This is a genomic window from Thermobacillus xylanilyticus, from assembly GCF_907165215.1.
In the GTDB taxonomy this organism is placed as follows: domain Bacteria; phylum Bacillota; class Bacilli; order Paenibacillales; family Paenibacillaceae; genus Thermobacillus; species Thermobacillus xylanilyticus.
On sequence record NZ_CAJRAY010000038.1, the window covers coordinates 121,897 to 146,263 of the forward strand.

The following is a 24,367-nucleotide window of genomic DNA, read 5'->3' on the forward strand; positions in this document are numbered from 1 at the left end:
TGACGAGCGCCATGACGAGCCCGCCCGCGGCCGCTCCCGCGGCCGTGATGACCGCGGCGACGACCGCGCCCGCCCAGCCCATATCCGTATCGTTCAGGGCATAGGTCATCCCGGCCGCCGACGTCAGGAAGACGCCGGCGAACAGCCGCGGAATCGGCAGCATCAGCAGCGACAGGACATAGGCTGCCGCCGCGCCGCATCCCCACAGGCCGATCAGGCCCGCCGCGATGAGCAGGGACGCGTCAAATCCGTAGCCGATCCCCGTCGGGATGCCGAGGGCGCACACCGCGACCGCCGCCGTCCAGACGACGGTGACGCCGGCGCTTGCCGCCATCCAGCCGGACGTGTCGCGTCGGAAAGCCGCCGCCGACCGAACCGCCGCGTATCGGGCGAGCCGTCTTAAGACCGATGGTTTTCGCTTTTCCGAGTCCATGGATCCACCTCCGCGCTGCAGCCTTTGCGCACGTCATGGCTGATGTTTTTACATGATCGGCGAGAGCAGCCGCGCCACCGATTCACGCGCCTTGTGCAGGATCGGACGGTCCTGATACATGCCCGTCGTCAGTTCCACGCATTCCTTGAGATCTTCCTCGAACAGGGCCGTCAGCCGTCCCGCGGTTTCCGAGTCGAACAGAAACGCGTTCACTTCGAAGTTGAGGCGGAAGCTGCGGTTGTCGATGTTGGCCGTGCCGACCGTGGCGATTTTGCCGTCCACCACCATCGTTTTCGCATGCAGAAATCCTTTGCCGTACAGATACACTTTCACGCCGCTCTGCAGCAGATCGCCGAGATGGGCGAACGTCGCCCAATAGACCGTCCGGTGGTCGGGACGGGCCGGGATCATGATGCGGACGTCGACCCCGGAGAGCGACGCGATCCGGATGGCCGTCAGGAAGCTGTCGTCCGGTATGAAGTACGGCGTCTGGATATAGATGAACGATTCGGCTTCGTGGATCATTTTGATAAAGCCGTTCTTGATCTGCTCCTGGTCCTGGTCGGGGCCGCTCGAGACGATCTGCATGCCGACGCGCCCCGGTCCGTTTTTCTCCGGAAAATACCGCTCCCCCGCGACAACCGCCCGGTCGGGCGCGGCCAGGTTCCAATCCAGCAGGAACCGCGCCTGCATCTGCTGCACGGCCGAGCCCGCCACCCTCAGATGCGTGTCGCGCCAGTAACCGAAACGCGGGTTTCGGCCGCGGTATTCGTCGCCGACGTTGAACCCTCCGATATAGCCGATCCGGCCGTCGATGATCGCCAGTTTGCGGTGGTTGCGGTAGTTCAGCCGCGGGCTGAGCAGTCCGAGCTTCAGCGGGAAGAAATACGCCGCCTGCCCGCCCGCTTCGGTCAGCGGCCGGAAAAAATGCCGCGGCAGCCGGTGCGAGCCGATATAATCGGCCAGGAAGCGGACTTCGACGCCGGCCGCCGCTTTCTCGACCAGTTTGTCCATCAGCAGCCGGCCCAGCTCGTCGTCGCGCACGATGTAATACATCAGATGAACGTGGTCTTCCGCCGCCTCGATATCGGCAAGCAGCCGGTCGAATTTCGCTTCCCCGTCGCTGAAGATGTCCACCGCGTTGTCCTGTGAATAGATCGCGTGCGCGCTCGACAGATTCATGTACATGAAATCGCGGTACGGCTCCATCCGCGGGTCGTTGAACCGGATTCGGCTCTCCGCGAACATCTCGCGCTGCCGGTTCACGATGCGCTCCATCCGCTTCCGGTTCGCGGCGCGAATCTTGTAGAAACGGCGGCGGCTGAGGTTCTGCCCGAGGATGAGGTACAGGATGAATCCGAGACCGGGCAGGAAGATGAGCACCAGAATCCAGGCCCATGTCGCCGCGACATTGCGCCGTTCCAGAAAGACGATCGTCGCGGCGAACAACAGGTTGAATAGCGCAAGAAACATGGAGATGTTCTGCAAAACCGTCATACCCGGCGGGCCTCCCGATTGCGAAAACAGCCTTCCCGCGCAACAGACGGGAAGGCAGCCGTTCTTCTCATTATGATTGGACGCGCAGCGCGGCGAGTCCCAGGGCAAGCGCTCCGCACAATCCGGCGTTGTCGCCGAGTCCCGGCGGCACGATGTAATCGTCGATGCCCTTCAGGATGGCGTCGTGTGCCACATAACCGTTCAAATTCCGCTTCACTTCCTCGCGGATCATCGGGAACAGCTGTTTCTGGTGCATTACGCCGCCGCCGAGAATGACTTTCTTCGGCGAGAGCAGCACGATGGTCGACGCGAGCGCCTGTCCGATGTAGAACGCCTCCATCGGCCATGCCGGATGGTCCGGCGGCAGCTCGCTTCCCTTCACGCCCCAGCGCCTTTCGATCGCCGGTCCTGCGGCCATCCCTTCCAGACAGTCGCCGTGGTACGGACAAAATCCTTCATATGTATCGTCGGGATGACGACGCGTCAGGACGTGACCGCCTTCGGGATGAAGCAGGCCGTGCACCAGCCGGCCTTCCGCGAAGATGCCGACGCCGACGCCGGTGCCGAACGTGTAGTAGACGCAGCTGTCGAGCCCTTTGGCGGCTCCCCATACCGCTTCGCCGTACGCCGCGGCGTTCACGTCGGTGTCCCAGCCGAACGGGACGTCGAACGCCCGCTTCATCGTGCCCAGGAAATCGAATCCCGACCAGCCGGGCTTCGGCGTCGTCGTCACATGCCCGTAGGTCGGGCTGGACGGATCGATGTCGATCGGACCGAACGTGCCGATGCCGATGGCCTCCACCTTTTTGTCCCGGAAGTAGTCGATGACCCGTTCCAGCGTCGGCTCGGGCCTCTCCGTCGGGAAAGATACGCGGTCCACGATGTTGCCGTGTTCGTCGCCGACGCCGCACACGAATTTCGTTCCGCCGGCTTCGATTGCTCCAATGCGCAAATGCGGTTCCCCCTCAAGCTTTTCAGTCTACAGCATTATAGCACAGAGTCCGCCGTCCTGGCATGTCGCGAAACGAAATGGCGCGGGGCAATTCCGCATGCCCCGCCCGGCCGCAGACCGATCCGCGGCTTGTCATGGATTGCCGGATCGCCCGGCGGCTGTCTTCCTGTCATACACGCCGGACAGATCGCCGGCGAACGCCGTGTATTCGTCTTCATAGAACGCGATAAAGTCCGGGAGCAGCTCGTGGTCGCCCAGCAGCGCGGCATTTTTGTAAGGTACGAAAAGATTGCCGTCTGTCGAGAAATTGGCCCAAGTCTGCATATAGGCGGTCCGACGCGCGTCGGGATCGTTTTTGATCGTGTTCAGCACTTTCGTAAACCATGAGAGATCGCCGTTGCCCCGGGGCTTCATCCCCTGCGGGCTGTAGCCGAACTCGGCGAGCGCCGCAATCTTGCCCTTCGCGTCCGCCAGCCGGTTGATCATCGCGAGATCCCGGGCCAGGCCGTTCAGAAATCCTTTGGTACCCGGATGATCCCGGTTGTCGTATTGGTCCATGCCGAGAATGTCAACATATTCGTCGCCCGGGTAAGTCGCGAGATACGTCCGTTCATCGCCGGCGAACGGTCCGTTCGGTGAAAAGACGTACAGGAAATTGTGCACGCCCGCGCGGTCGCGCAAATATTCCACCGTATAACGGTACAGCGCGATATAGTCGCTCGTCTTCGTCAGCGGCGCTCCCCACCAGAACCAGCTGCCGTTCTGCTCGTGGAAAGGACGAAACAGGATCGGGATCAGCTCGCCGTTCTCGTCCTTCAGATGGTTCGCCACATACGCGACGTGATCGAGCATCGCATTGAACTCGGCGTTCTTGCTGCCGCCGGGCAAAATATGCTCAACCGCGCCGACGGATGTGTCGTAGAAGCTGCCGCCGGTGACGAAGTTCGGAAAATGCGTGCTGAGCGCGATGATGCCGCCCAGTTTGTGCGCTTCTGTCATCTTCTCGATCAGCCGCTCGCGGCTCGCTTCGATGTTGCCGCTGATGCCGGGCTTCTCCTTGCCCTCGATGCTCAGCGTGTCCCAGCCGAAGATGGCGGGAAAATCGCCCGTGGCGTTATGGACATCGGACTGGACCGGATGGCCGGTCACCGCGACAAACTCGGTCGTCGCATGCTGATGGCCGAACAGGATGCGCTTTCCCCGCGATTCCTGCAGATACCGGAACAGCGAGCGGGTCGCGGTTGACGCCTGGGAATCGACCAGCTTCAGCATCGGCACTTCATCTTCATCGGACGCGGTGCCATCTTGTCCGGTATCGGCTGAAGCGGGCAGCCCGCCGTCCGGTTTGGTTGTTTGCAAAAAACGCGTGAACGCCCATATCAGGACAGCCGCCATGACCACCGCCGAAATCAAGAGTACGGGAACAGCATGCTTGCGCGGGAAGCGGGAAGATTTGGACAACCGTACGACCTCCGTTCTCCATCTGATCAACCTAACAAATCTGCGCAAAGTTTGTTTGTTAGTCGTTTTATTGTTATCTTATATCAATAACTTTTAGGCAAACAATACCAAATTATTTTTGTCTATTTTGATAGGTTGTCGTTTGGTGGATGGACCGGCGGGCTCGGCCGGCATTTCGCCGAACGTCCGGGTGTGACGCCGGACCCGGGTCGGGGATGAACGTCAGGCCGCGAACCGATGCGGGAACAGCGGCGGTAAGGTACGATGGAGTCAATTCGACAACACCAAAGCGAAAGCGTGGATTCGTATCATGAAGCAACAAACGGCACGAGAAGCCTGGAAACTGCTGCTCCTGTCACTGCCGAAAGGAATCGGGTCGTTTCTGTTTGCGGTGATCGGCCTTTCCGTCGGCATCGCCGCCTCCGCGGTCATCATCGGACTGCCGCTGCTGGCGTTCGTGCTGATCGTCTGCCGGCGGATGATGGAAAGCGAATACGGACTGACATCCGCCTGGATGAGCGGCAAGAAACCGGTGGATGCGCCGACGGCGGATCATGGCGGACCGGCGCGGGAACAGCGGAGCTTGAGAAGTCTGCTGGCCCTGCTGACCGACAGACGATCGTATCGCGGCATCGTCTATTGCCTGCTGCAGCTTCCCGCAGGGGTGGTCTGCTTCACGCTCGCGATCGTCGTGCCCGCTGCGGCGCTGGCCGTCATGCTCGCCCCCGCCGCATGGCTCATCGTCGAAAGACAATTCGAATACGAGCTGTTTGCGGACGGCTGGCTGTTCGCGTGGATTGGCCGTACGTTCGGCCTGGCACCGTACGAGCAATCCTGGATCGTCGGCGGCTTCGGCTTCCTGCTCGTCCTGCTTGTCCCGGCGATGATCCGAATGCTCGGTCGGTTCTACGCAGCGTGGATTTCGGGACTTGCCGGATCGGAACCTGAAGCGGCGGCTGTCCACGCCCCGGCATCCCCTGCTGTGGCGGGCCTGTCCGGAACGGCGCCGAACGGGCAAGCGGATGACGCCGAGCCTGCATCGTCTTCGCTGCCGATCGAGCTTGAAAGACTGGAAACCCGCCTCGCCGCGGACACGATGCGGTCTTGACACTTACCTTCTCCTCGAATGCGTCGCCGTTCGGCCGGCCTTTTCGCACTTGCGCATCGGCCGGCCCGAATCTCCCATGCGCCTCTCCATGGACAATCCGGTTGAACGCACGATTGATCCGGGCCTCCTCCGCATTTTCCCGCAGATGATTTTTTCCCGACATTTCTTTCTAATTGCCGGTTGTTTCTGCCGTGTCCGTTTCGCTTCCGTCTCATCCTGCTCCTGCCGTATGCCGGCAAATTGTGTTATGATGCCCGTATGACGCAATGTTCAGGTGATGTGTATTGGAATACCGTTTTGCAACAGACGAGCCTCGCGAACATTTCGCCAGCGGCCGGGTGCTGTACAACGCGAAAGGCGCGGCGCCGTTTCCGGTACGGCTGGCGGACGAAATCGTGCAGCGCTGCTTTCACGATCTGGAAGAGCGCGGTCATCCGGGACCTTATGTGGTGTATGACCCGTGCTGCGGCAGCGGATATATGTTGGCGGTCATCGGTCTGCTGCATGGTGCGCAGATTCGCGCCGTTCTCGCCTCCGACATCGATGAATCGATGCTTGAAACAGCAAGGCGCAACCTGTCGCTGCTCACAGCGGGAGGCATGCGCGCGCGCATCGAACAGCTTCGCGAACTGTATGAGCAGTACGGCAAGCCGTCGCACGCGGAGGCGCTCGAGAGCGCCGCGGTGCTGGACGAGTACCGTGCCCGGGGAACTCTTGGATCCATTGAAGTTTTCCCGGCAGATATTACAGCCGGACCTCCTGACGCTGTTCGGAACAGCGGATTCTGCCCCGTCAACATCGTCATTGCGGATCTTCCCTACGGCCATCTGACCGGATGGCGGAGCGGGAGCGCAGATCCGGCCGCCCGGATGCTCGACAGTCTCTTCCCCCTTCTTCGTCCCGGCGCGTCGGTCGTTGCACTTGTTGCGGACAAGTCGCACAAGCTTCGACATGAACGATATCGAAGGCTTGCGCTGCTCAAGGCCGGCAAGCGGCAGATCGCCCTGTTCGAGCCGCTGTAGCATGACAGGCGGCCGTTTCCCGGGCGGTTAACTGTAACGCGGTATCCACGTTACAGCCCCTCGCGCGCGGGCTTCTTCGACACTGTAACGTGGTATCCGCGTTACAGCCTCTTACGCGCGGGCTTCTTCGACGCTGTAACGTGGTATCCGCGTTACAGCCTCTCACGCGCGGGGTTCTTCGACCCTGTAACGCGGTATCCGCGTTACAGCCTCTCACGCGCAGGGTTCTTCGACCCTGTAACGCGGTATCCACGTTACAGCCTCCCGCTCGCCCCGCCTTCACCAGTCCAGCGTTATACCGGCACGACCCGGTAGATGCCGCCTTTGACGGTCTCGATGGCAGGCGGCGCTTCGCCGGGAACGATGCGCGCGAGAAGCGCGCCGTCCGGGCCGTGGACGGCAACCGGCCGCACGTATCGGATGCGGAGCGGTTTGCCGTATCGCGATTCCACGCGGGCTTCCCGCAGCGTGCCGCCCGCCCACGCGATATCGACGGTGAAGCCGCCGCGCGCATGCAGGCCGCGCACCTCGCCGCTGCGCCAGTCCGCAGGCAGGGCGGGCAGCAGATCGACCGAGCCGAGGTGGCTCTGCACGAGCAATTCCGCGATGCCGGCCGCGCCGCCGAAGTTGCCGTCGATCTGGAACGGCGGATGGGCGTCGAACAGGTTCGGGTATGTTGAGCGGGCAAGCAGCGTCCGGATAAACCCGCGGGCCGTCTCCGCGTCCTTCAGCCGCGCATGCAGCAGGATGAGCCACGCGCAGCTCCAGCCGGTATGGCCGCCGCCGTGCCGGAACCGCCGCTCCAGAGTCACGCGCGCAGCCTCCAGCAGTTCCGGCGTCGTCTCGTTCAGATGCGAGCCCGGGAACAGGCCGAACAGATGCGAGACATGCCGGTGGCCCGGCTCATGCTCGTCGTAGTCGACGGCCCACTCCTGCAGCTGGCCGTGCTTGCCGATCCGGTACGGCGGCAGCTTCGCCAGCGCCTCCTCGAGGTCGCGGCGCAGCGGTTCATCCGTGCCGAGCAGTCGGGACGCCTCGATGCACGCCGCAAGCAGCTCGCGGATAATCGCCATATCCATCGTCGAACCCCAGGTGACGCTGCATGGCTCTCCTTCCGGCGTCAAAAACACGTTCTCCGGCGATGTCGACGGATTCGTAACCAGCGTGCCGTTCGGCCCCGGGACGAGCCAATCGAGACAGAACAGCGACGCCCCCCGCATGAGCGGATAGGCGGTGCCGCGCAGATAATCAAGATCGGGCTCGAACCGATACCGCTCCCACAGATGGATCGAGAGCCAGGCGCCGCCCATCGGCCAGAACGCCCAGCTTGCGCTGCCGTCGCTCGGCGTCGACATGCGCCACAGGTCGACGTTGTGATGGGCGCACCATCCCCGGCAGCCGTAATGGATGCGCGCCGTCCGGGCACCGCTTTCGGCCAGTTCGCCGAGCATCGTAAGCAGCGGCTCATGACATTCGCTCAGATTGCACACTTCGGCCGGCCAATAGTTCATCTCGGTGTTAATGTTGATTGTATAGTCACAGAACCACGGCGGCTGCAGATACGGGTTCCAAATGCCCTGCAGATTGGCCGGCTGCGTGCCGGGGCGGGACGACGCAAGCAGCAGGTAGCGGCCGTACTGGAAGTACAGCGCTTCGAGTGCCGGATCGGGATGGCCGGACTGATAAGCCTTGAGCCGCCCGTCGGTCGGAAGGGATTCAACGGAGGCAGACCATGAACCGGCGGATCCGGCAGCTTCCGGATCGTCCGGAACCGAATCGGCCGTGTCCCTGCCGGCCGCTTCCGGTTCCGCACGGCCCGCGACGGCGGAATCCGGCTCTGCCCCTCCCGACAACCGCAGCGACACGCGGCCCATGAAGGCCCGGTGATCCGCCAGGTGGCGCTCCAACAGCGCCTCATATCCCGATCGCTCCGCCTCCCGCAACCAGGCCTCACAGCGCGCCGAATGCGCGCCGCTCTCATCCGGCGGCGTGCGCCAATCCACGAACGCCGTGGCAGCGGCGATATACGCCGTGAGCCGGGATGCACCGCGCACGATCAGCCGTTCCCCTTCCGCTTCAACGACGCCGTCGGTTTCAAGGCGGACGCGCGCCTCGAACCGCATGCCCCGGCCTTCTTCGTACAACACCGGTTCCGGATGGTCGCCGCGCCAGTTGTCGGCGACATGGCTCGGCGCCCGGCCAGCAAGAACCAACGTGCGGCCGTCATCCATAACGGACACCGAGCTCCTGACCGGCGACGACAGCGCGGCCGCCAAATTCATCATCCCGCCTTCCGCCTCATACCGGACGACGATCACCTGATCCGGAGCGCTCGCCCAATAGGCGCGGCGCATCCGGAGGCCGCCCGAAGCGAACCGAACGTCCGCCACCCCGTCGAAAATCTGCAGCGATCGCACATAATCCGGCGCGTCGTCCTCCCCGTCCAGCCATTCAATCGCCAATTCTCCTAGCGGCAGATAAGGCTGCACGTTCCGGCCGGTCATCCGGGATTCGATCAGCCGCTGCGCCTCCGTCAGCCGTCCCGCGAAGATCAGCTCGCGCGCGCGGGCCAGATGCCGCCTGGCCTCGCAGTCGACCGTCTCGCGGGGATACCCCGCCCACAGCGTATCTTCATTCAGCAGGATCCGGTCCAGCCGGACGCCGCCGAACAGCATCGCGCCGAGCCGTCCGTTGCCGATCGGAAGCGCTTCCTCCCACACGCTTGCCGGACGGCGGTACCACAATCGATCCCATTTACCGGTCATGACGTCCCTCTCCCGTCTGCGCATGATGGTCCATATCTGGAATCTTCACTAAATAACTCAAAAAACGAAGAGCCCGCGCAAAACGGACTCTCCGCACTTACCCGATTATTCGTTCCACAGTTTGACGCGCGCCTTGACGAGCTTCTCGTATTCGTCTTCCATCTTCTCGACGCCCGCCTTGAGCAGTTCTTGCTGATAATCGTCCCAAATGCGGTCGAAGTCTTCCGGCGGGGCCAGGATGGCTTCCGGAATGCGGCGCCACGTAATTTCCTTCATCCGTTCCTGCAGCACGTTCAGTTCGCTGTCCGCCGGAATCTGGATGTTCCACGCCGCGCCCCACGGCTTGACCGGGAACTCGTCTTCACTCGGGAACAGATCTTTCCACGTCGTGGCGCCGTATGCCGCCAGCGTCTCCTTCTCGACCTCGTTGTACGTTGCAACGATTTGATCCGGGAAGTTCGTCGTGTAGTAGTTGCCCGTCGAGTCGAGCACGCCGTCGCCGTAGTGGGCGCCGAGGTTGTGGTAGAGACCGATGCCCGATTCGCGCTGGAAGCCCGTCGGGTCGTTCTTCTTCCGCTCCGTAATTTCATCCGGAATGACGCGCTTGCCGTCCTCATCGTAGACGTAATGCTCGCCTTCGATGCCCCAGTTGTCGAGAATCTGGCCTTCCTCGGAAGCGAGGAAGTCGAGGAACTTGATCGCGCGGACCGGATCCGGGCAATCGACCGTAATGCCGACGCCCCATCCCGGGCTGAAGCCGACCGGCCAGAACGACGTCTCCTTGAATTCCTCCGTCAGCGTAACCGGATAATGGCCGTAACCGTATTCAAACTTGCCTTCCGCCTTGAGCGCGTTCTCGCCGTCCTGGAAATCCCAGCGTTGATCGATCAGTCCGAGCACGCGGCCGGAAGCGATCTTCGCCAGGTATTGGTCATACTTCTGCACGAAGCTTTCCTTGTCCAACAGGCCTTCCGCGTTCATATGGTTCAGCCAGCGGAAGTATTCCTTCTCGATCTCACGGCGAAAATGGTACGTGACTTCATAGGTGTCGATGTCAATGTGGTATTCGCCGTCATCCGGCCCGCCCGTCGTGTAGAACGCCGGGTTCGTGACCGAGATGTACATGCGCCAGTCGTCCGCGTTGAGCGACAGGCCGATGTTCGGGTTGCCGTTCTCGTCCGTCGGATGCTTCTTGAGATATTCGCGGATCGCGTTCTCGAAGTCTTTCACCGTCCGGATGCTCGGATACCCGAGTTCTTTCACGACGCGGTGCTGCAGTTGGAAGCCGCCGCCCGCATCGAAGTATGTCTGACCCACTTCCGCATACGTCGGAATGACGTAGATCGAAGGGTCTTCTTCACTGTAGCGCAGCCGCTTGATCTGATCGCCGAACAGCTTCTTGATGTTCGGCGCATGCTGCTCGATCAGATCCGTCAGGTCGAGCATGGCGCCGGCTTCCACCAGTTTGCCGAGGTCGCCCTTCGGGCTGATCAGATGCGGATAATCGCCGGATGCCGCGATCAGCGCGATCTTCTGCGCCGGGTCGCCGACCTCGAATTCCGCGTCGAGCGTCACGCCCGTCGCCTCCGTGATCGCCCGGCCGACGGCGTCCTGCATGTTCTGCCAGTTCGGGCTCGCGTCCGCGCCGTAGAACGTGAACGTAATCGGCTCGAGCGAATCGCCGGAACCGTCGCCGGTGCCTCCGCTGTTCGCGGACGTCTGCGATCCGCCGGCGTTCCCTCCGCCGTTGCCGTCGTTCTTCTTGCCGCCGCAGCCTGCAAGCAGACCCGCCAGCATGACGACGGCCAGCAGCGAGACCAACCATTTTCTCTGTCGGTTCATGCTGTGTGATACCCCTCCTGTCTGTGAGTCGAAAAATGTTGTATTGGTCAACGGGCTAGCTCGTGGCTAACCCGCCAATCCCGAAGTGTTCGGAAACCATTTCCAGCGTTGGTCAGCTCTTGACCGCGCCGAGCGTCATGCCTTTCACGAAATAACGCTGCAGGAACGGATAAACGAACAGGATCGGCAGCGTGACGACCATCGTGATCGCCATCTTGACGGATTCGGGCGAAACTTGCGACATGACCTCGGTCATGTTGCGCGCCCGGTAATCGACGTTGGACTGCGTGCTTTGCAGCACTTTCATGAGCTCGTACTGCAGCGTTGTCAGATGATCGGATTGCGAGTTGAACAGGTACGTATCGAACCACGAGTTCCACTGCCCGACCGCCACGAACAGCGCGATCGTCGCGAGCGCCGGTTTCGTGAGCGGCAGGATGATGCGCCAGTATATCGTGAAATCGTTCGCGCCGTCGATTTTGGCCGACTCTTGCAGCGCGTACGGGAGCCCGTCGATGAACGAGCGGATGACGAACACGTTGAAGGCGCTGACAATGCCGGGCAGAATGTAAACGGCGAACGTGTTCATCAGATCCAGTTCGCGGATCAGCAGGAAGAACGGAATGAGACCGCCCGATACGTACATCGTGAGCGCCAGGAAGACGGAGACGAACCGTCGTCCCTGGAAGTCCTTCCGGCTGAGCGTGTAGGCGAGCATCGACGAGCTGAGGACGCCGAGCGCCGTTCCGATCAGCGTGCGGAGCGCCGAGTTGCGGAAGCCCGTCCCCAGATGTTCGTAAGAGAAGATCACTTCATAGTTCTTCAGCGTGAACTCCCGCGGGTAGATGGTGATGCCGCCCCGCACGGTATCGATGGAATCGTTGAACGAGATGGCCGCCACGTTCAGAAACGGATACAGCGTGATGACCAGGACGGCAGTCACGAAGACGTACACGAACACGTCGAACAGCCGGTCCGTCAAGGATGTCGAATGGCTACTGCGTCTCATGCGCGCTCCTCCTTACATGATGCTTTCCTTGGTCACGCGCTTGAATATGCCGTTCGCCGTGAACAGCAGGATGACGCTGACGACCGAGTTGAAAATGTTGATCGCCGTTCCGAACGAGAACCGCCCCATGCCGAGGCCGTAGTTCAGCGCGTACAAATCGAGCACCTGCGAGTACTCTCGCACCAGGTTGTTGCCGAGCAGGAACTGCTTCTCGAACCCGATGCTGATCAGGTGGCCGATCGACATGATGAGCAGGATGATGATCGTCGTGCGGATGCCGGGCAGCGTGATGTGCCACATTTGCTGGATCCGGTTCGCGCCGTCGACCCGCGCAGCCTCGTACAGCTCGGGGCCGATCCCCGCGATCGCCGCCAGGTAGATGATCGCGTTCCATCCGGTCTCTTTCCAGACATCGGCCAGCGTGACGATGATCCAGAACAGCTTGCCCTTCGCCATGAACTGGATCGGCTCGTCGATGATGCCGAGCCACATGAGCAGATCGTTCACCGCGCCGTTGTCCGTGGACAGCATTTTCGTGACGATGCCGGCGACGACGACCCACGAGACGAAGTGGGGCAGATAAGATACCGTTTGCACGAAACGCTTGTAGAACATCTGGCGTACTTCGTTCAGCATCAGCGCGAAGAAGATCGGGACGACGAAACCCGCCACGAGTCCCATCAGGCTCATCACCAGCGTGTTGCGCAGCACCTGATAGAACAGCTCATCCTGAAACAGCGTTCGGAAATGATCCAGTCCGACCCATTCCTGCTCCCAGAACGGCCTGCCGGGTCTGTAGCGCTGGAACGCCATCGTCCATCCCCAGAGGGGAAGGTAGCTGAAAATGAACACCCAGACCACGAACGGCAGCGACATCGCATACAGCCACCGGTTCTGGAGCGCCTTGCGGAAAAAACGCCTGATTCGCTCTTTCCGCGTCCTGATCGTTTGCTGTGTTGAAGTTACCGCTTCCATGCGAACCCTCCTGTTTGACACCCCTCATTCTAGCGGAATCGCTTTCACCGCAATACCCGGCAATTTATGCCGAAAATCATATTAAAATCAGTCAGGCTGCTTCGGCGCCGTCCCGGCGCGTCAGCAGCCTGTTTCATCTCAGCTTCCGCCCGCCGTTTTCCGGTACGCGGCAGGCGACATGCCCACATATTTGCGAAATTTCCCGTGAAAATAATCGACGTTCGCGTAGCCTACCCGCTCCGCGACCTCGTACACCTTCATCCCCTTGAGGAGCAGCTTCTTCGCCTCCTCGATCCGCACCTTGTCGAGGTAGGTGTTGAAGTTCTCGCCGGTCTTGTGCTTGAACACCTTGCCCAGATACGCGCTGCTGTAGCCCAGCAGCGCGGCGATCGTCTCGAGCTTGAGCGAACGGTCGTAGTGGCGGTGAATGATGTCGATCATTTTCTTCACCTGCGTCTCGGCCCCGCCCTGCTCCGTCTGCCGGGCGAATTCGATCAGCAGGCTGTGCATCCGCTCCATGAGCTGCGTGAATCGGCAAGCCTTGTACAGCTCGACCAGACCGCGCTGCAGCGTCTCCTCCGCCGAGCCGGGCCGCCGGGCTTCCAGACGCGCGGCGACGGCCGAGACGAGCCGTGCGCACGCCGCCTTGACCGCCTGTTCATCGCTGCCGGATTCGAGCAGCCGGGAACCCGCCTGCTTGATCCATTCGCCGATCGAAACTTCGCTGGCCACGTCGATGGCAAGTGTCAGCTTGTCCGTCAGATCAGACAGATCCGGCGGTTCGGCAGCCTGCTCGCCGCCGGGATCCCGCGGGGCGGAGTCCGGCGGATGAATGCGCCCCGGTTCGAGGAAGAAGCCGCGGCGAAGCGCCGCCGACGCCCGGGCGTGGGACTGCGGAATCTCCGTCCAGCTCTCCACGACACCGCCGGACGCGGCCGTGACCTCCGGATGTAGTCCGGCGAGCGCGTCTTCAATGGCATGCATAAGCGCCGCGCGCTGCGATTCGCTCCCCGCGCCGTTCATCACGAGCAGTCCCAGGTCGCCTTCCGCCGTGTAACAGATCCGCTCCGGCGCGGACAGTTTGCAGGCCAGGCGCCGGCAGGCTTCCGTCAGGACTTCCGGTTCAAGCTGCCTGCCGTGAAGCCGGACGACCACGGCCTCCCATGACGCGCCGTTCAGACCGGCGTTTCCGGCCGCTTCCGTCAGCGCGGCGGGAGGCGTTCCCGAGAGCAGCGACCGGACGACCATCTCCGGCGTCCACCCGGCGGCGTGCTCCCGTTCGGCGGCTTCCTGGTTGAGCGTCTTCCTCAGCCGCTGCAAGTAATCGATCAGCTCGTCTTCATCCACCGGCTTGAGCATGTACCCGTCGATCTGGTGCGACATCGCCCGGCGGGCATAATCGAACTCCGCATAGCCGCTCAGTATGAGCATGTGCAGCCGTTTGTCGCGGGCGCGCAGCCGCTCGATCGCCTCCAGACCGTCGATGCCCGGCATCCGGATGTCGATGATGATGAGATCCGGGCGGTGCTGCTCGTACTTCGTAAGCGCATCCCGTCCGTTCACGCCCGTATCGACGACCCGGAAGCCGAAAGATTCCCAGTCGACCAGCGTGCGGAGTCCTTCGCGGATGGTCGGTTCATCATCCACCACCAGCACTTTGTACATGAAGCCTTTCACCTCCGACCGGCAGCCGGAACGAGACGCGTGTGCCGGCGCCGGATGTGCTCTCCAGACGCAGCCCGCTGGACGGGCCGTACATCAGGATCAATCGTTGATGGACATTGCGCAGGCCGATCCGGCGCTGCTCCTCCCCTTCCTGTTCGTCAAGCGAAGCGGTGAGCGCGGCAAGCCGGTCTTCGTCCATGCCGACCCCGTCGTCGATGACCTCGACCAGGACCGTCTCTCCGTCCCGGACGATGCGAAGGGTGACGGTGCCGCCTTCCTCTTTGCCTTCCAGACCATGGATAACGGCGTTTTCAACAATCGGCTGGATGATGAGCGGCGGCACGGGGATGGACTCCGTCCCCGGCTCAATCTGCAATTCATATTTCAGCCGCTCTTCGTACCGGAACCGTTGGATGTCGAGATAGCAGCGGACGATGTCGATTTCATCTTCCAGATGCGCGAGGCGGCGGCTGATCTCGAGATTTTTGCGCATCAGCTTGCCGAGCAGCCGGACAATCTGGGCAATCTCCTTCTCACCTTTGATATGCGCTTTCATGCGGATCGACTCCAGCGCGTTGAACAGGAAGTGCGGATTGATCTGGCTGGCCAGCATTTTGAGCCGGATTTCGTTCTGCTTCATTTCCAGCTGATGTTTCTGCCGGTTCGATTCCTGCACTTCATTCACGAGCGCATGGATGCTGGAGACCATCGAATTGAACTGGCGCGCGAGCTGGCCGATCTCGTCCTGGCCGTCGATCTCCATGACGGTGGTGAGGTTCCCTGTCGCCACCTTCGTTATATGTTTGCTGAGCCGGCTCATCCGCCTGGTAAGCATGCCGGAGAACGCGTAGGTCAGCATGATGCCGAGGGCGAGCGCGGCGAGAATGACGATGAGCGCCGTCGTCTGGATGCGGTCGACATCGGCCGTGATGTCATCCACCGCGAAAATGGTGATGATCCGCAGCCCGTTCACGCTCGCGTTCGGCGCCAGCGGCTCGACGAGGACGCGGTACGCTTCCCCGTCGATCTGCTGTTCGAACATGCCCTGCCGGGCTTCCGCAAGCTGCGGATCAAATTCGATGCCGGCGAGCGTGAGGCCCGTCCGCTCGGGGCGGTTCGCCGACACGATCGTGCCGCTGTCGTCCACGATCATCGTCTCGAACGATTCCTGCCTGACGATCGTGCCGAGCGTGTCCATGTTCACGTTGACGACGAGCACGCCGCTGGTTTTCGCACCGGGAAAATAGACTTTGCGCACGAGGCTCAGGTAATGGCGGCCGTCCCGTTCGTCCTCCAGGTAATACCAGCCCACGGTTCCGCTGAAGCTGTCCATCGCCCACCGGTACCACCAGGAGTTCTTGATCTTCTCGTCCGGCTGCATGAATTCCCAGTTGTTCAGCATGGTCGGATTTTCCATGTAGAACCGGATGTTCGAGATCTCGTTGTACAGGTTGACGTACTGTTCGAAATCGGGATAAGACCGGTAGGCGGCCACGACTTCCCAGGTCGTGCCGTACCTCCGGTTCGCCACCGTCTCCAGCCGGTCGTCGTTCGCCAGCCGGTAGGCGATGTCATTCGCCACGTTGATCACTTCCATCGTGCGCTGCTTGACGCGCTCGACGTTGGCCAGCGTCTGTTCGACGGCGTTATCGAGCGCCATGTTCCGCAGCTCGCCGGTCAGCAGCAAGCCGACCGCCACGACGGGAATGAACACGACGACGCAGAATGAAAGCGCCAGCTTCGTCCGAAGACGCAGGTTATTGACGAACTGAAGCGCGGATTGAAACACGGGGCGTCCACCCCCATTGCGTTCTCTTCGGACGGCCGGCCTTTCGCTCACGCCTCTTCCAGCAGCCGTACGCCTCTGCCCGGCACAGCCGTCCGTCCTTCCACCGTCTCGCCGCTCAGCAGATCTCTGTAACGGCCTTCATGCAGTTCTACTTCTTTCATATCGGCATTGTGGTTCAGGAGGAACAGCACGCCGCGGCCGTCCTTCACCCGCCGCGAACTTTCCACGCCTTCCGGCGCTTTTCGGACCAGCGGCCGGATGTTCTTGTCCGCGCACAGCTTGCCGAGGAACCCTTCGAGGAACGCCGCGTCCGGGCTGGAAGCGACGTACCACGCCTGTCCGGCGCCGAACCGGTTCACCGTCACGACCGGCACGCCGGCGTAGAAATCGTCGCCGTAGACGGCGATCGCTTCCGCGCCTTCGAGATGGATCAGGTCGCAGAGCAGACCGCACTCGTATTCCCCTTCAAGCGCGCCGTGCGGTTTCGTCATGACGATCCGGTTCCGCCGGTCCGGGAACAGCGCGTCGATCTCCTCCGCCCAGATGCCGAGCATGCGCCGCAGTTCGCCCGGATAGCCGCCGGTCCGCACGATGTCGCGCTCGTCAACGATGCCGCTGAAGAACGTCGTGACGAACGTGCCGCCCCGCTCGACGTACGCTTCGAGTTTCGCCGCATAGCCCGGCTTCACCATGTAGAGCACCGGCGCGATGACGATGTCGTACTTGTCGAGCGGCTCGTCCACGCCGATCATGTCGACCTGGATATTCTGCTTGAACAGCGCGTCGTAATATTTGTGCACTTCCTTGACGTAATCGAGCGCGATCGTCGGGCCGCTCGACAGGCTGATCGCCCACCGGTTCTCCCAGTCGAACACGATCGCGACCTTCGCTTCGACGCGCCCGTCAAGAATCCGGTCGCCGAGCTGTTTCAGCTCGCCGCCGAGCTCCGCCACTTCGCGGAAAACCCGCGTATGTTCATGGCCGACGTGTTCGATGACGGCGCCGTGGAATTTCTCGCAAGCCCCGATCGAACGTCGAAGCTGGAAGAACATGACCGTATCCGCTCCGCGCGCGACCGCCTGGTAGCTCCACAGCCGCATCACGCCCGGCCGCTTCAGCGAGTTGTACGGCTGCCAGTTCTGCTGGCTCGGCGTCTGCTCCATCAGCATGAACGGCTGACCGCTCTTCAGCCCGCGCATCAGATCGTGCACCATTGCCGTGTAGCTGAACGGCGTATCGAGCGCCGGATAGTTGTCCCAGGAGACGACATCCAGATGCTTGGCCCAGGCGAAATAGTCCAGCTCGGGATAGGTGCCCATCAAGTTCGTTGTGACGGGAATGTGCGGGGTATGTTTTTTGATCGCGTCATATTCCAGCTTGTAACATTCGAGCAGGCTGTCGGACTGGAACCGCCGGTAATCGAGCGAGATGCCCTGGAAGTTCGTCCGGTTGCCGGCCCACTCCTCGCTCAGCTCGTTCGGCGCCACGATCTCGTCCCAATCGTAGAACGTATGGCCCCAGAAGCGGGTGTTCCACGCCCTGTTGACGTTTTCAAGCGTGCCGTAGCGCCGCTTCAGCCATTCGCGGAACGCGGCTTCGCACCGTTCGCAATAGCAGTAGCCGCCGTATTCGTTCGAGACGTGCCACATGATGACGGCCGGATGATCTTTGTACCGTTCGGCCAGCTTCTCGGCCATAAGCGCGGAGAATTTGCGGTACGTCGGACTGTTCGGACACGAATTGTGACGGCCGCCGAACTTGCGTTTGCGGCCATGATAGTCGACGCGCAGCACGTCCGGGTATTTCTTCGCCATCCAGGCGGGATGCGCGCCCGTGCTGGTCGCAAGGCACGTATAGATGCCGTTCTCGTACAGCCGGTTGATCGTCGCGTCCAAGTGATCAAAATTGTACGTCTCCTCGTCCGGTTGGTTGAGTGCCCAAGAGAAGACGTTCAACGTCGCCACATCAATGCCCGCCAGCTTGAACATGCGGATGTCTTCGCTCCACACGTGCGGATCGTCCCATTGCTCCGGATTGTAGTCGCCGCCATACCAAATCTTGGGGAGCTTATGGCTCAGCATGGTGCAGAATCCTCCCATAATATAAGATTTGATATCATTGTAAACGCTATTAAATTCACGTTAAATATAATATTATGGATTTCAGATATAAGAAAACGGAAATATAAGGATGGTGCAGACCCTTGCTGGTGCATCGGCGCGTTGTGATGCCTTTCGAGCAGCTCGGGCGGCTGCCGCTCGCCGTCGAGAGCGTCGGCCTCAATCCGGATCAGGAGCGGATTGTGCGGCCGGACGGCTACCCTTACTACCATTGGCTGCAGACGATGTCCGGCAGAGGCCGGATAGCGGTCGAAGGCCGATCGCATCCGCTCCCTTCCGGCTCGGGCATCCTGCTATTCCCCGGCGTCGCTCACACCTATGAAGCGGAAGAAGGCCGCTGGGAGACGGCGTATCTGACATTCGGCGGCGCGGCGGCGGACAGCATCCTCGCAGCTGCGGGCGTTCATCAGTCGACGTTCTTCCAGTGGCCCGCCGATGCCGCCGCGGGACGGCTGATCGAGCAGATGTTGGAACGGCTGGAGCAGGGCGGCGACGTGTTCGGCATTGAAGCTTCGACGTCGGCGTATCATTTTCTGCTTGCCATGACCCGCTACCCGACGTCGCAGCCCGGACGGAAAAACGGCGATCCGGACCGGCTCGAGCAGCTGCGGACGGTCATCGAATGGATGGAAAGCCGCTGCTCCGATCCTTCCGTCGGCATGGATCAGATCGCCGGCGTCCTCAATCTGTCGAGCCGCCGGGTGAACGGGCTGTTCCGCGAGACGTTCGGCCAGTCGCCCTATGCCTATTTCATCCAGCTTCGGCTGCGCAAGGCGAAGGAAATGCTGACCAGCTCGTCCCCCCTCTCCGTCCGGGAAGTTGCGGAGCGGGTCGGGTTTCGGGACGCCAGCCATTTCATCGCCACGTTCCGCCGGCATGTCGGGATGACACCGGAACAGTTCCGTCGGCTGCATTAGCGGCCGATGCCGCATTTTGCCCGGATTTTTGTGCGGATTGTTGCGGTAGTCGGCCGGCCCGCGGAGTGCTACAATGCCGTTTACTGTGACAGCGCATTCAAAGATGCGGGCTTCGGCCCGCCCGCGAAAGGAGCCGCATGCATGGCCGAACAATGGCAATATCCGTTCCGCGATCCGGATCTTCCGCTCGAGACGAGGGTGAACGATCTGATCGGGAGACTGACGACGGAAGAGAAAATCAATCTGATGGCCCAGTACCAGGACGCGGTGCCCCGCCTCGGCATCGCGCCGTACAAGCACGGCACCGAAGCGGCGCACGGCATCGCCTGGCTTGGGCCGGCGACGACATTCCCGCAGCCGATTGGTCTCGCTTGCACGTGGGACGCCGATCTGCTGCGCCGCGTCGGCAGCGTCATCGGCGACGAGGCGCGCGTCTGGTACCGGCGCAACCCGGCGGTCAACGGGCTCACGCTGTGGGCGCCGACGGTCGATCTCGAGCGCGACCCGCGCTGGGGACGCACAGAGGAGGCCTATGGCGAGGATCCTTTTCTCGTCGGCAAACTGGCGTCGGCGCTCATCAGGGGAATCCAGGGCGATCACCCGTTTTATCTGAAAGCGGTCGCAACGCTGAAGCATTTTCTCGGCAACAACAATGAAGCCGGCCGCGGCGACAAGTCGGTCAGCATCGATCCGCGCAACATGCGGGAGTACTATCTGAAAGTGTTCGAGACGGCGTTCAAAGAAGGCGGCGCGCTCTCGATGATGACGGCGTACAATGCGGTGAACGGCGTGCCCGCCAATCTGCTGCCGATGATCACTTCCGTCGTCAAGCAGGAATGGGGCATGAACGGCTTCGTCGTCAGCGACGCGTTCGACGTCACCGGCACGGTGCGCGACCACGGATACATGGCGTCGCTGCCTGCTGCGGTTGCAGCGTCGATCAGGGCCGGCATCGACAGTATCACGGATGACGCGAAAGTGGTTAAACAAGCGATCCGCGAAGCGCTGGAGATGGGGCTGCTCACCGAGAACGATCTCGATGTCGCGCTGCGCAATACGTTCCGCGTCCGCTTCCGGCTCGGCGAGTTCGATCCGGACGACCGGAATCCGTATGCCGAAATCGGCGAATCGCACATGATGCGGCCCGAGCACGAGGCGTTGTCGCTGGAAGCGGCCCGCAAGAGCATCGTCCTGCTCAAGAACGACGGCGTGCTGCCGCTGTCCGCCGATCGGACCCGCAAGATCGCGGTCATCGGCCCCCTGGCCGATGTCGTGTACCGGGACTGGTACAGCGGCACCCTTCCCTACGCGGTGACGCCTCTCGCCGGCATCGTCGAAGCGCTGGCGGGCCGTGTGCAGCCGCATGGACCGGCTGGCGCGGTGGATGCCGGAGACCGGGTCATCCATGCGAAAGGCACAACCCGGGTGCGGCTGAAGTCGAGTACGACGGGCCGGTATGTGCGGATTGCCGAAGGAGAAGACGCGCCGCTTGTAGCGGACGCCGAACGCGCGGAAGACGCCGACGTGTTCGAGCTGACCGACTGGGGCTGGGACAGCGCGACGCTGACGGCGGTTCGAAACGGCAAATTTCTGACGACGGATGACCGGCGCGTGCTCGCTTCGGCGGACGATATCTGGGGATGGTTCACGAAGGAAGTTTTTCAACTGGATCGGTCGGATGAGGACTGCGTAAGGGTCCGGACGTGGAACGGTCAGCCGGTGCGCGTCGGCCCGGACGGCATGCTGCTCGCCGGCACCGGCGACGCCGGCGAGATGGCGAACGTGGTCAATGTCGCCGGCGCCGCGGAGGTGCAGGGCGTATCCGGCAGCGCGGAATGCGAGCGGTTCGCGGTGGAAATCGCAGCGGACGGCTTGCGGGAAGCGGCGGAGGCGGCGCGCCAGGCCGACGCGGCTGTCGTCTTCGTCGGCAACCACCCGCTGATCAACGGCAAGGAGACGGTCGACCGGCCGGATATTGCGCTGCCGGAACCGCAAGAGCGGTTGATCCGCGAGGTGCTCGCCGTGAACCCGAATACGATCGTCGTCGTCATCGGCAGCTATCCGTTTGCCCTCGGTTGGACGGCCGAACACGCCCCCGCCATTCTCTATCTGGCGCATGCCGGCCAGGAACTCGGCCGGGCGGTTGCCGGCACGCTGTTCGGTCGGTTCAATCCGGCCGGCAGGCTGAACATGACGTGGTACCGCTCTGCCGATCAGCTGCCGGATTTCATGGATTATGACATCATTCAGGGCAAGCGGACGTACCTCTATTTCGACGGCGAGCCGCTCTATCCGTTCGGATATGGCCTGTCTTATTCGCGGTTCGAATATGCCGATCTGACGATAAGCGCCGATGCCATCGGGTACGGCGAGCGTGTAAAGATCGGCTTCACGGTCACGAACGTGTCGGATGTCTATGGGGAAGAAGTGCCGCAGCTCTACATCCGGTGCGAAGATTCCCGCGTGCAGCGGCCGCTTCGGCAACTCGCCGGATTTGCGCGGATCGGCCTTGCGCCTGGCGAATCGAAGCGGGTGACGTTCGAACTGTCTTCGGACGATCTTCGCTTCTGGGACATCACGCGATCCTGCTGGTGCCTCGAACGGGGCGTCTGCCGGATCATGGTCGGCGCATCATCGGCCGATATCCGCCTGGCAGGCAGTCTGAACGTCAACGGCGAGGTTGTGCCGCCCCGCGATCTGCGGCAAGTGACGCGCGCGGTCGACTGCGACGGCTATGCCGGCATCTTCATCGACGAATGTTCGGAGGGCGGCGACAGCGCGGCTGTGTCGGACGGGGGCTGGATCCGCTTCGACGATGTTGCGGTTCCGCCCGGCGTCACGTTCATCGAACTGCGCGCCTGGAGCGCGGACGGCGCCGAGGCGGAGATCCGGATCGACGGTCCGGACGGCGCCGTTGCCGGAAGCTGTCCTGTCCCCCCGGGGGGCCGGCAGGAATGGAAGACGTGCCGCGGGGCGCTCGCGCTGCCGGAAGGCCGCCGCAGCCTGTGGATCCGGCTGAGCAGCGCAGCCCATTTGCAGTGGCTGCGGATCGGGTGAGGCGTGCCGGATTACCCGTTCACCGTTTTTTCCTTGCGCGGCCAGATCGTGTAACTGAAACTGATCAGAAAATCAATGGCCAGCACGATCGCCCATTTGCCGATCATGTTCAAGAGTTCCCGGCTTCTGTCGATATTGTCGATGTACAGCACCAGCCCGATCAGGATGGCGCTCCCGATCATCCATGCCAGCAGATGTTTCAACCACATGATCCGTTCATACCGCGCGTGTGCCGCTCCGTACTTCGGTTTCGGAGCAGGTGCGGGACCCCCGGCGAACCGGTGGGCGAATTTGCCGTCCGCCCACCGGATCATCTGTTTCCCGAAGACGATCGAAACGCCGATATACACCGCCGCGAGACCGTGGAAGAATCCGGCCGTGGCTCCGTTCCGAATATCTATCGTCGTAAAAATGAGCAGCGCCACGTCAACCAGGATCGTACTCGCCAGAAGCACGCCTCCCAGACGGCGCATCCCGATTAGATATCGACAGGCCAGACCGGCCAATACGAACAGCCAAAATCCGATCTCACAGGCAATGATCATGGCCGCGATCATAACACCCGCTCCTTTCCGGTTGTTATTGTCTCAATTTAATACAAACGTACTAAAACAAAACGTATTTTAACACGCTTGTACGGTGAAATCAATGCGGCTATAATGGGCATATGCCTAAAGTTGTCGATCATGAAGTCCGCCGCCGTCAGCTTGCGGATGCGGCATGGCGCGTAATCCGGCGCGACGGGCTGGAAGCGGCCTCCGTGCGCAATGTCGCCAGAGAAGCCGGCGTTTCGCTCGGTTCGCTCCGCCATTATTTCACCAGCCAGGACGATCTGCTGGCCTATGCGCTCCGCAGGGTCGGCGAACGGATCCGGGAACGAATCGAGAAAATGCCGCTTACCGGCGACATCCGCGCCGATGTGGCGACGGTCATCGAACAGACGCTGCCGCTGGACGAGGAGCGGCAGACCGAAGCGGTCATCTGGCTTGCCTTTATGGGCAAGGCGCTTACCAATGCCGGACTCGGCGCATTGGCCGCCGAGACGCATGAACAGCTGTACAATCTGTTCCGCAAAATGCTTGCCGCCATGAACCAGTACGGCCTGCTGCCGCCGGACATCGATTTGGATCTGGAAGCGCGGCGATTGCACGCACTGATTGACGGTCTTGCCCTGCACGCCGTTTCGAACAATCAGGCGGTCAACGATGACGCAATCCGCGGCATCATGGCCCGACATCTCGCGAGTCTGACGGCGGTACACTCTCCGCGGCAATAAGAAAAGCCTTGGCGATCCCAAGGCTTTCTGTGTTTGCATATGAAAGCGGGTCTTCCCGCTGATTCACAATGGTCGGGACGACACGATTCGAACATGCGACCCCCTGGTCCCAAACCAGGTGCTCTACCAAGCTGAGCTACGTCCCGATGAAATAAAAATGGCGTGCCCAGAGAGATTCGAACTCCCGACCTTTTGATTCGTAGTCAAACGCTCTATCCGGCTGAGCTATGGGCACGTGAGATGGAGCGGACGACGGGAATCGAACCCGCGACCCTCGCCTTGGCAAGGCGATGCTCTACCGCTGAGCCACGTCCGCTTGTCAATCGATGGTCAAACGACCCTGATGCATCTTCCCCGTTTTCAGGGGCACTATTAGATTATACGCAACCAGCCGTTCCGGGTCAAGACCGTTTCTGCGGTTCCTGTCGTTGTTCTGTGATAATGTCACGGTATAACTGTTCTGAGATAATGTCACTATG

The 24,367-nt window shown here is 61.7% G+C and carries 16 protein-coding genes, 3 tRNA genes and 1 pseudogene; 5 read left to right on the plus strand and 15 right to left on the minus strand.

The window, feature by feature from the left end; all coding sequences use genetic code 11:
- The 4 genes and pseudogenes from KJQ12_RS08265 to KJQ12_RS08280 all read right to left on the minus strand — a co-directional run.
- Nucleotides 1-433: pseudogene (locus KJQ12_RS08265) on the minus strand (alpha/beta hydrolase); the annotation flags it as partial.
- A gap of 48 nt (nucleotides 434-481) precedes the next feature.
- Nucleotides 482-1,930 carry a cardiolipin synthase gene (cls, locus tag KJQ12_RS08270; protein ID WP_213484240.1) on the minus strand — a complete coding sequence of 483 codons (1,449 nt, stop codon included), beginning with the start codon at nucleotides 1,928-1,930 and terminating at the stop codon, nucleotides 482-484.
- A 70-nt stretch (nucleotides 1,931-2,000) separates the two neighbouring features.
- Complete coding sequence (locus KJQ12_RS08275) at nucleotides 2,001-2,882, minus strand: ROK family protein (RefSeq protein ID WP_213484241.1); 882 nt, start codon at nucleotides 2,880-2,882, stop codon at nucleotides 2,001-2,003.
- 132 nt (nucleotides 2,883-3,014) lie between these two features.
- A complete protein-coding gene (locus tag KJQ12_RS08280) occupies nucleotides 3,015-4,343 on the minus strand; it encodes a glycosyl hydrolase (RefSeq protein ID WP_244860513.1) in 1,329 nt (442 codons plus the stop codon).
- A 310-nt stretch (nucleotides 4,344-4,653) separates the two neighbouring features.
- On the opposite strand from KJQ12_RS08280, the gene KJQ12_RS08285 reads away from it, so the two are divergent.
- Nucleotides 4,654-5,451, plus strand: a complete 798-nt coding sequence (locus KJQ12_RS08285; protein WP_213484242.1) for a sensor domain-containing protein — start codon at nucleotides 4,654-4,656, stop codon at nucleotides 5,449-5,451.
- A gap of 284 nt (nucleotides 5,452-5,735) precedes the next feature.
- On the plus strand, nucleotides 5,736-6,473 hold the full coding sequence (locus KJQ12_RS08290) for a hypothetical protein (protein ID WP_213484243.1): 738 nt from the start codon (nucleotides 5,736-5,738) through the stop codon (nucleotides 6,471-6,473).
- A 293-nt stretch (nucleotides 6,474-6,766) separates the two neighbouring features.
- Here the strand turns inward: KJQ12_RS08290 and KJQ12_RS08295 are convergent, their stop codons facing one another.
- From KJQ12_RS08295 to KJQ12_RS08325, 7 genes are all read right to left on the minus strand, one after another.
- Entirely contained in the window at nucleotides 6,767-9,238 is a 2,472-nt protein-coding gene (locus KJQ12_RS08295; protein WP_213484244.1) for a glycoside hydrolase family 95 protein, read from the minus strand.
- Between the two features lie 105 nt (nucleotides 9,239-9,343).
- Nucleotides 9,344-11,080: an ABC transporter substrate-binding protein gene (locus KJQ12_RS08300; protein ID WP_213484246.1), complete on the minus strand. Its 1,737-nt coding sequence runs from the start codon at nucleotides 11,078-11,080 to the stop codon at nucleotides 9,344-9,346.
- A 112-nt stretch (nucleotides 11,081-11,192) separates the two neighbouring features.
- On the minus strand, nucleotides 11,193-12,089 hold the full coding sequence (locus KJQ12_RS08305) for a carbohydrate ABC transporter permease (protein ID WP_213484247.1): 897 nt from the start codon (nucleotides 12,087-12,089) through the stop codon (nucleotides 11,193-11,195).
- Between the two features lie 12 nt (nucleotides 12,090-12,101).
- A complete protein-coding gene (locus tag KJQ12_RS08310) occupies nucleotides 12,102-13,064 on the minus strand; it encodes an ABC transporter permease (RefSeq protein WP_015254433.1) in 963 nt (320 codons plus the stop codon).
- Between the two features lie 138 nt (nucleotides 13,065-13,202).
- Complete coding sequence (locus KJQ12_RS08315; protein ID WP_213484249.1) at nucleotides 13,203-14,729, minus strand: response regulator transcription factor; 1,527 nt, start codon at nucleotides 14,727-14,729, stop codon at nucleotides 13,203-13,205.
- On the minus strand, nucleotides 14,704-16,518 hold the full coding sequence (locus tag KJQ12_RS08320; protein WP_213484250.1) for a sensor histidine kinase: 1,815 nt from the start codon (nucleotides 16,516-16,518) through the stop codon (nucleotides 14,704-14,706). The genes KJQ12_RS08315 and KJQ12_RS08320 overlap by 26 nt, the downstream gene beginning before the upstream one ends.
- A 47-nt stretch (nucleotides 16,519-16,565) precedes the next feature.
- On the minus strand, nucleotides 16,566-18,599 hold the full coding sequence (locus KJQ12_RS08325; protein WP_213484251.1) for a beta-galactosidase: 2,034 nt from the start codon (nucleotides 18,597-18,599) through the stop codon (nucleotides 16,566-16,568).
- A 128-nt stretch (nucleotides 18,600-18,727) separates the two neighbouring features.
- On the opposite strand from KJQ12_RS08325, the gene KJQ12_RS08330 reads away from it, so the two are divergent.
- Nucleotides 18,728-19,555, plus strand: coding sequence for an AraC family transcriptional regulator (locus KJQ12_RS08330; protein WP_244860519.1), 828 nt, complete (start codon nucleotides 18,728-18,730; stop codon nucleotides 19,553-19,555).
- Between the two features lie 141 nt (nucleotides 19,556-19,696).
- Nucleotides 19,697-22,612 (plus strand): glycoside hydrolase family 3 protein, encoded by a 2,916-nt coding sequence (locus KJQ12_RS08335; protein ID WP_213484254.1) that lies wholly within the window; start codon nucleotides 19,697-19,699, stop codon nucleotides 22,610-22,612.
- A gap of 11 nt (nucleotides 22,613-22,623) precedes the next feature.
- Here KJQ12_RS08335 and KJQ12_RS08340 read toward each other — a convergent pair whose 3' ends face one another.
- Entirely contained in the window at nucleotides 22,624-23,169 is a 546-nt protein-coding gene (locus KJQ12_RS08340) for a hypothetical protein (RefSeq protein ID WP_015254427.1), read from the minus strand.
- A 110-nt stretch (nucleotides 23,170-23,279) separates the two neighbouring features.
- Between KJQ12_RS08340 and KJQ12_RS08345 the strand changes: the two genes are divergently transcribed.
- Nucleotides 23,280-23,888, plus strand: coding sequence for a TetR/AcrR family transcriptional regulator (locus KJQ12_RS08345; RefSeq protein ID WP_213484255.1), 609 nt, complete (start codon nucleotides 23,280-23,282; stop codon nucleotides 23,886-23,888).
- 69 nt (nucleotides 23,889-23,957) lie between these two features.
- On the opposite strand, the gene KJQ12_RS08350 is transcribed toward KJQ12_RS08345, so the two are convergent.
- The 3 genes from KJQ12_RS08350 to KJQ12_RS08360 all read right to left on the minus strand — a co-directional run bounded on the left by KJQ12_RS08350 (nucleotide 23,958) and on the right by KJQ12_RS08360 (nucleotide 24,204).
- Nucleotides 23,958-24,034, minus strand: a tRNA-Pro gene (locus tag KJQ12_RS08350).
- A 12-nt stretch (nucleotides 24,035-24,046) separates the two neighbouring features.
- Nucleotides 24,047-24,123 (minus strand) — tRNA-Arg (locus KJQ12_RS08355).
- A gap of 6 nt (nucleotides 24,124-24,129) precedes the next feature.
- Nucleotides 24,130-24,204, minus strand: a tRNA-Gly gene (locus KJQ12_RS08360).
- Between the last annotated feature and the right edge of the window lie 163 nt (nucleotides 24,205-24,367).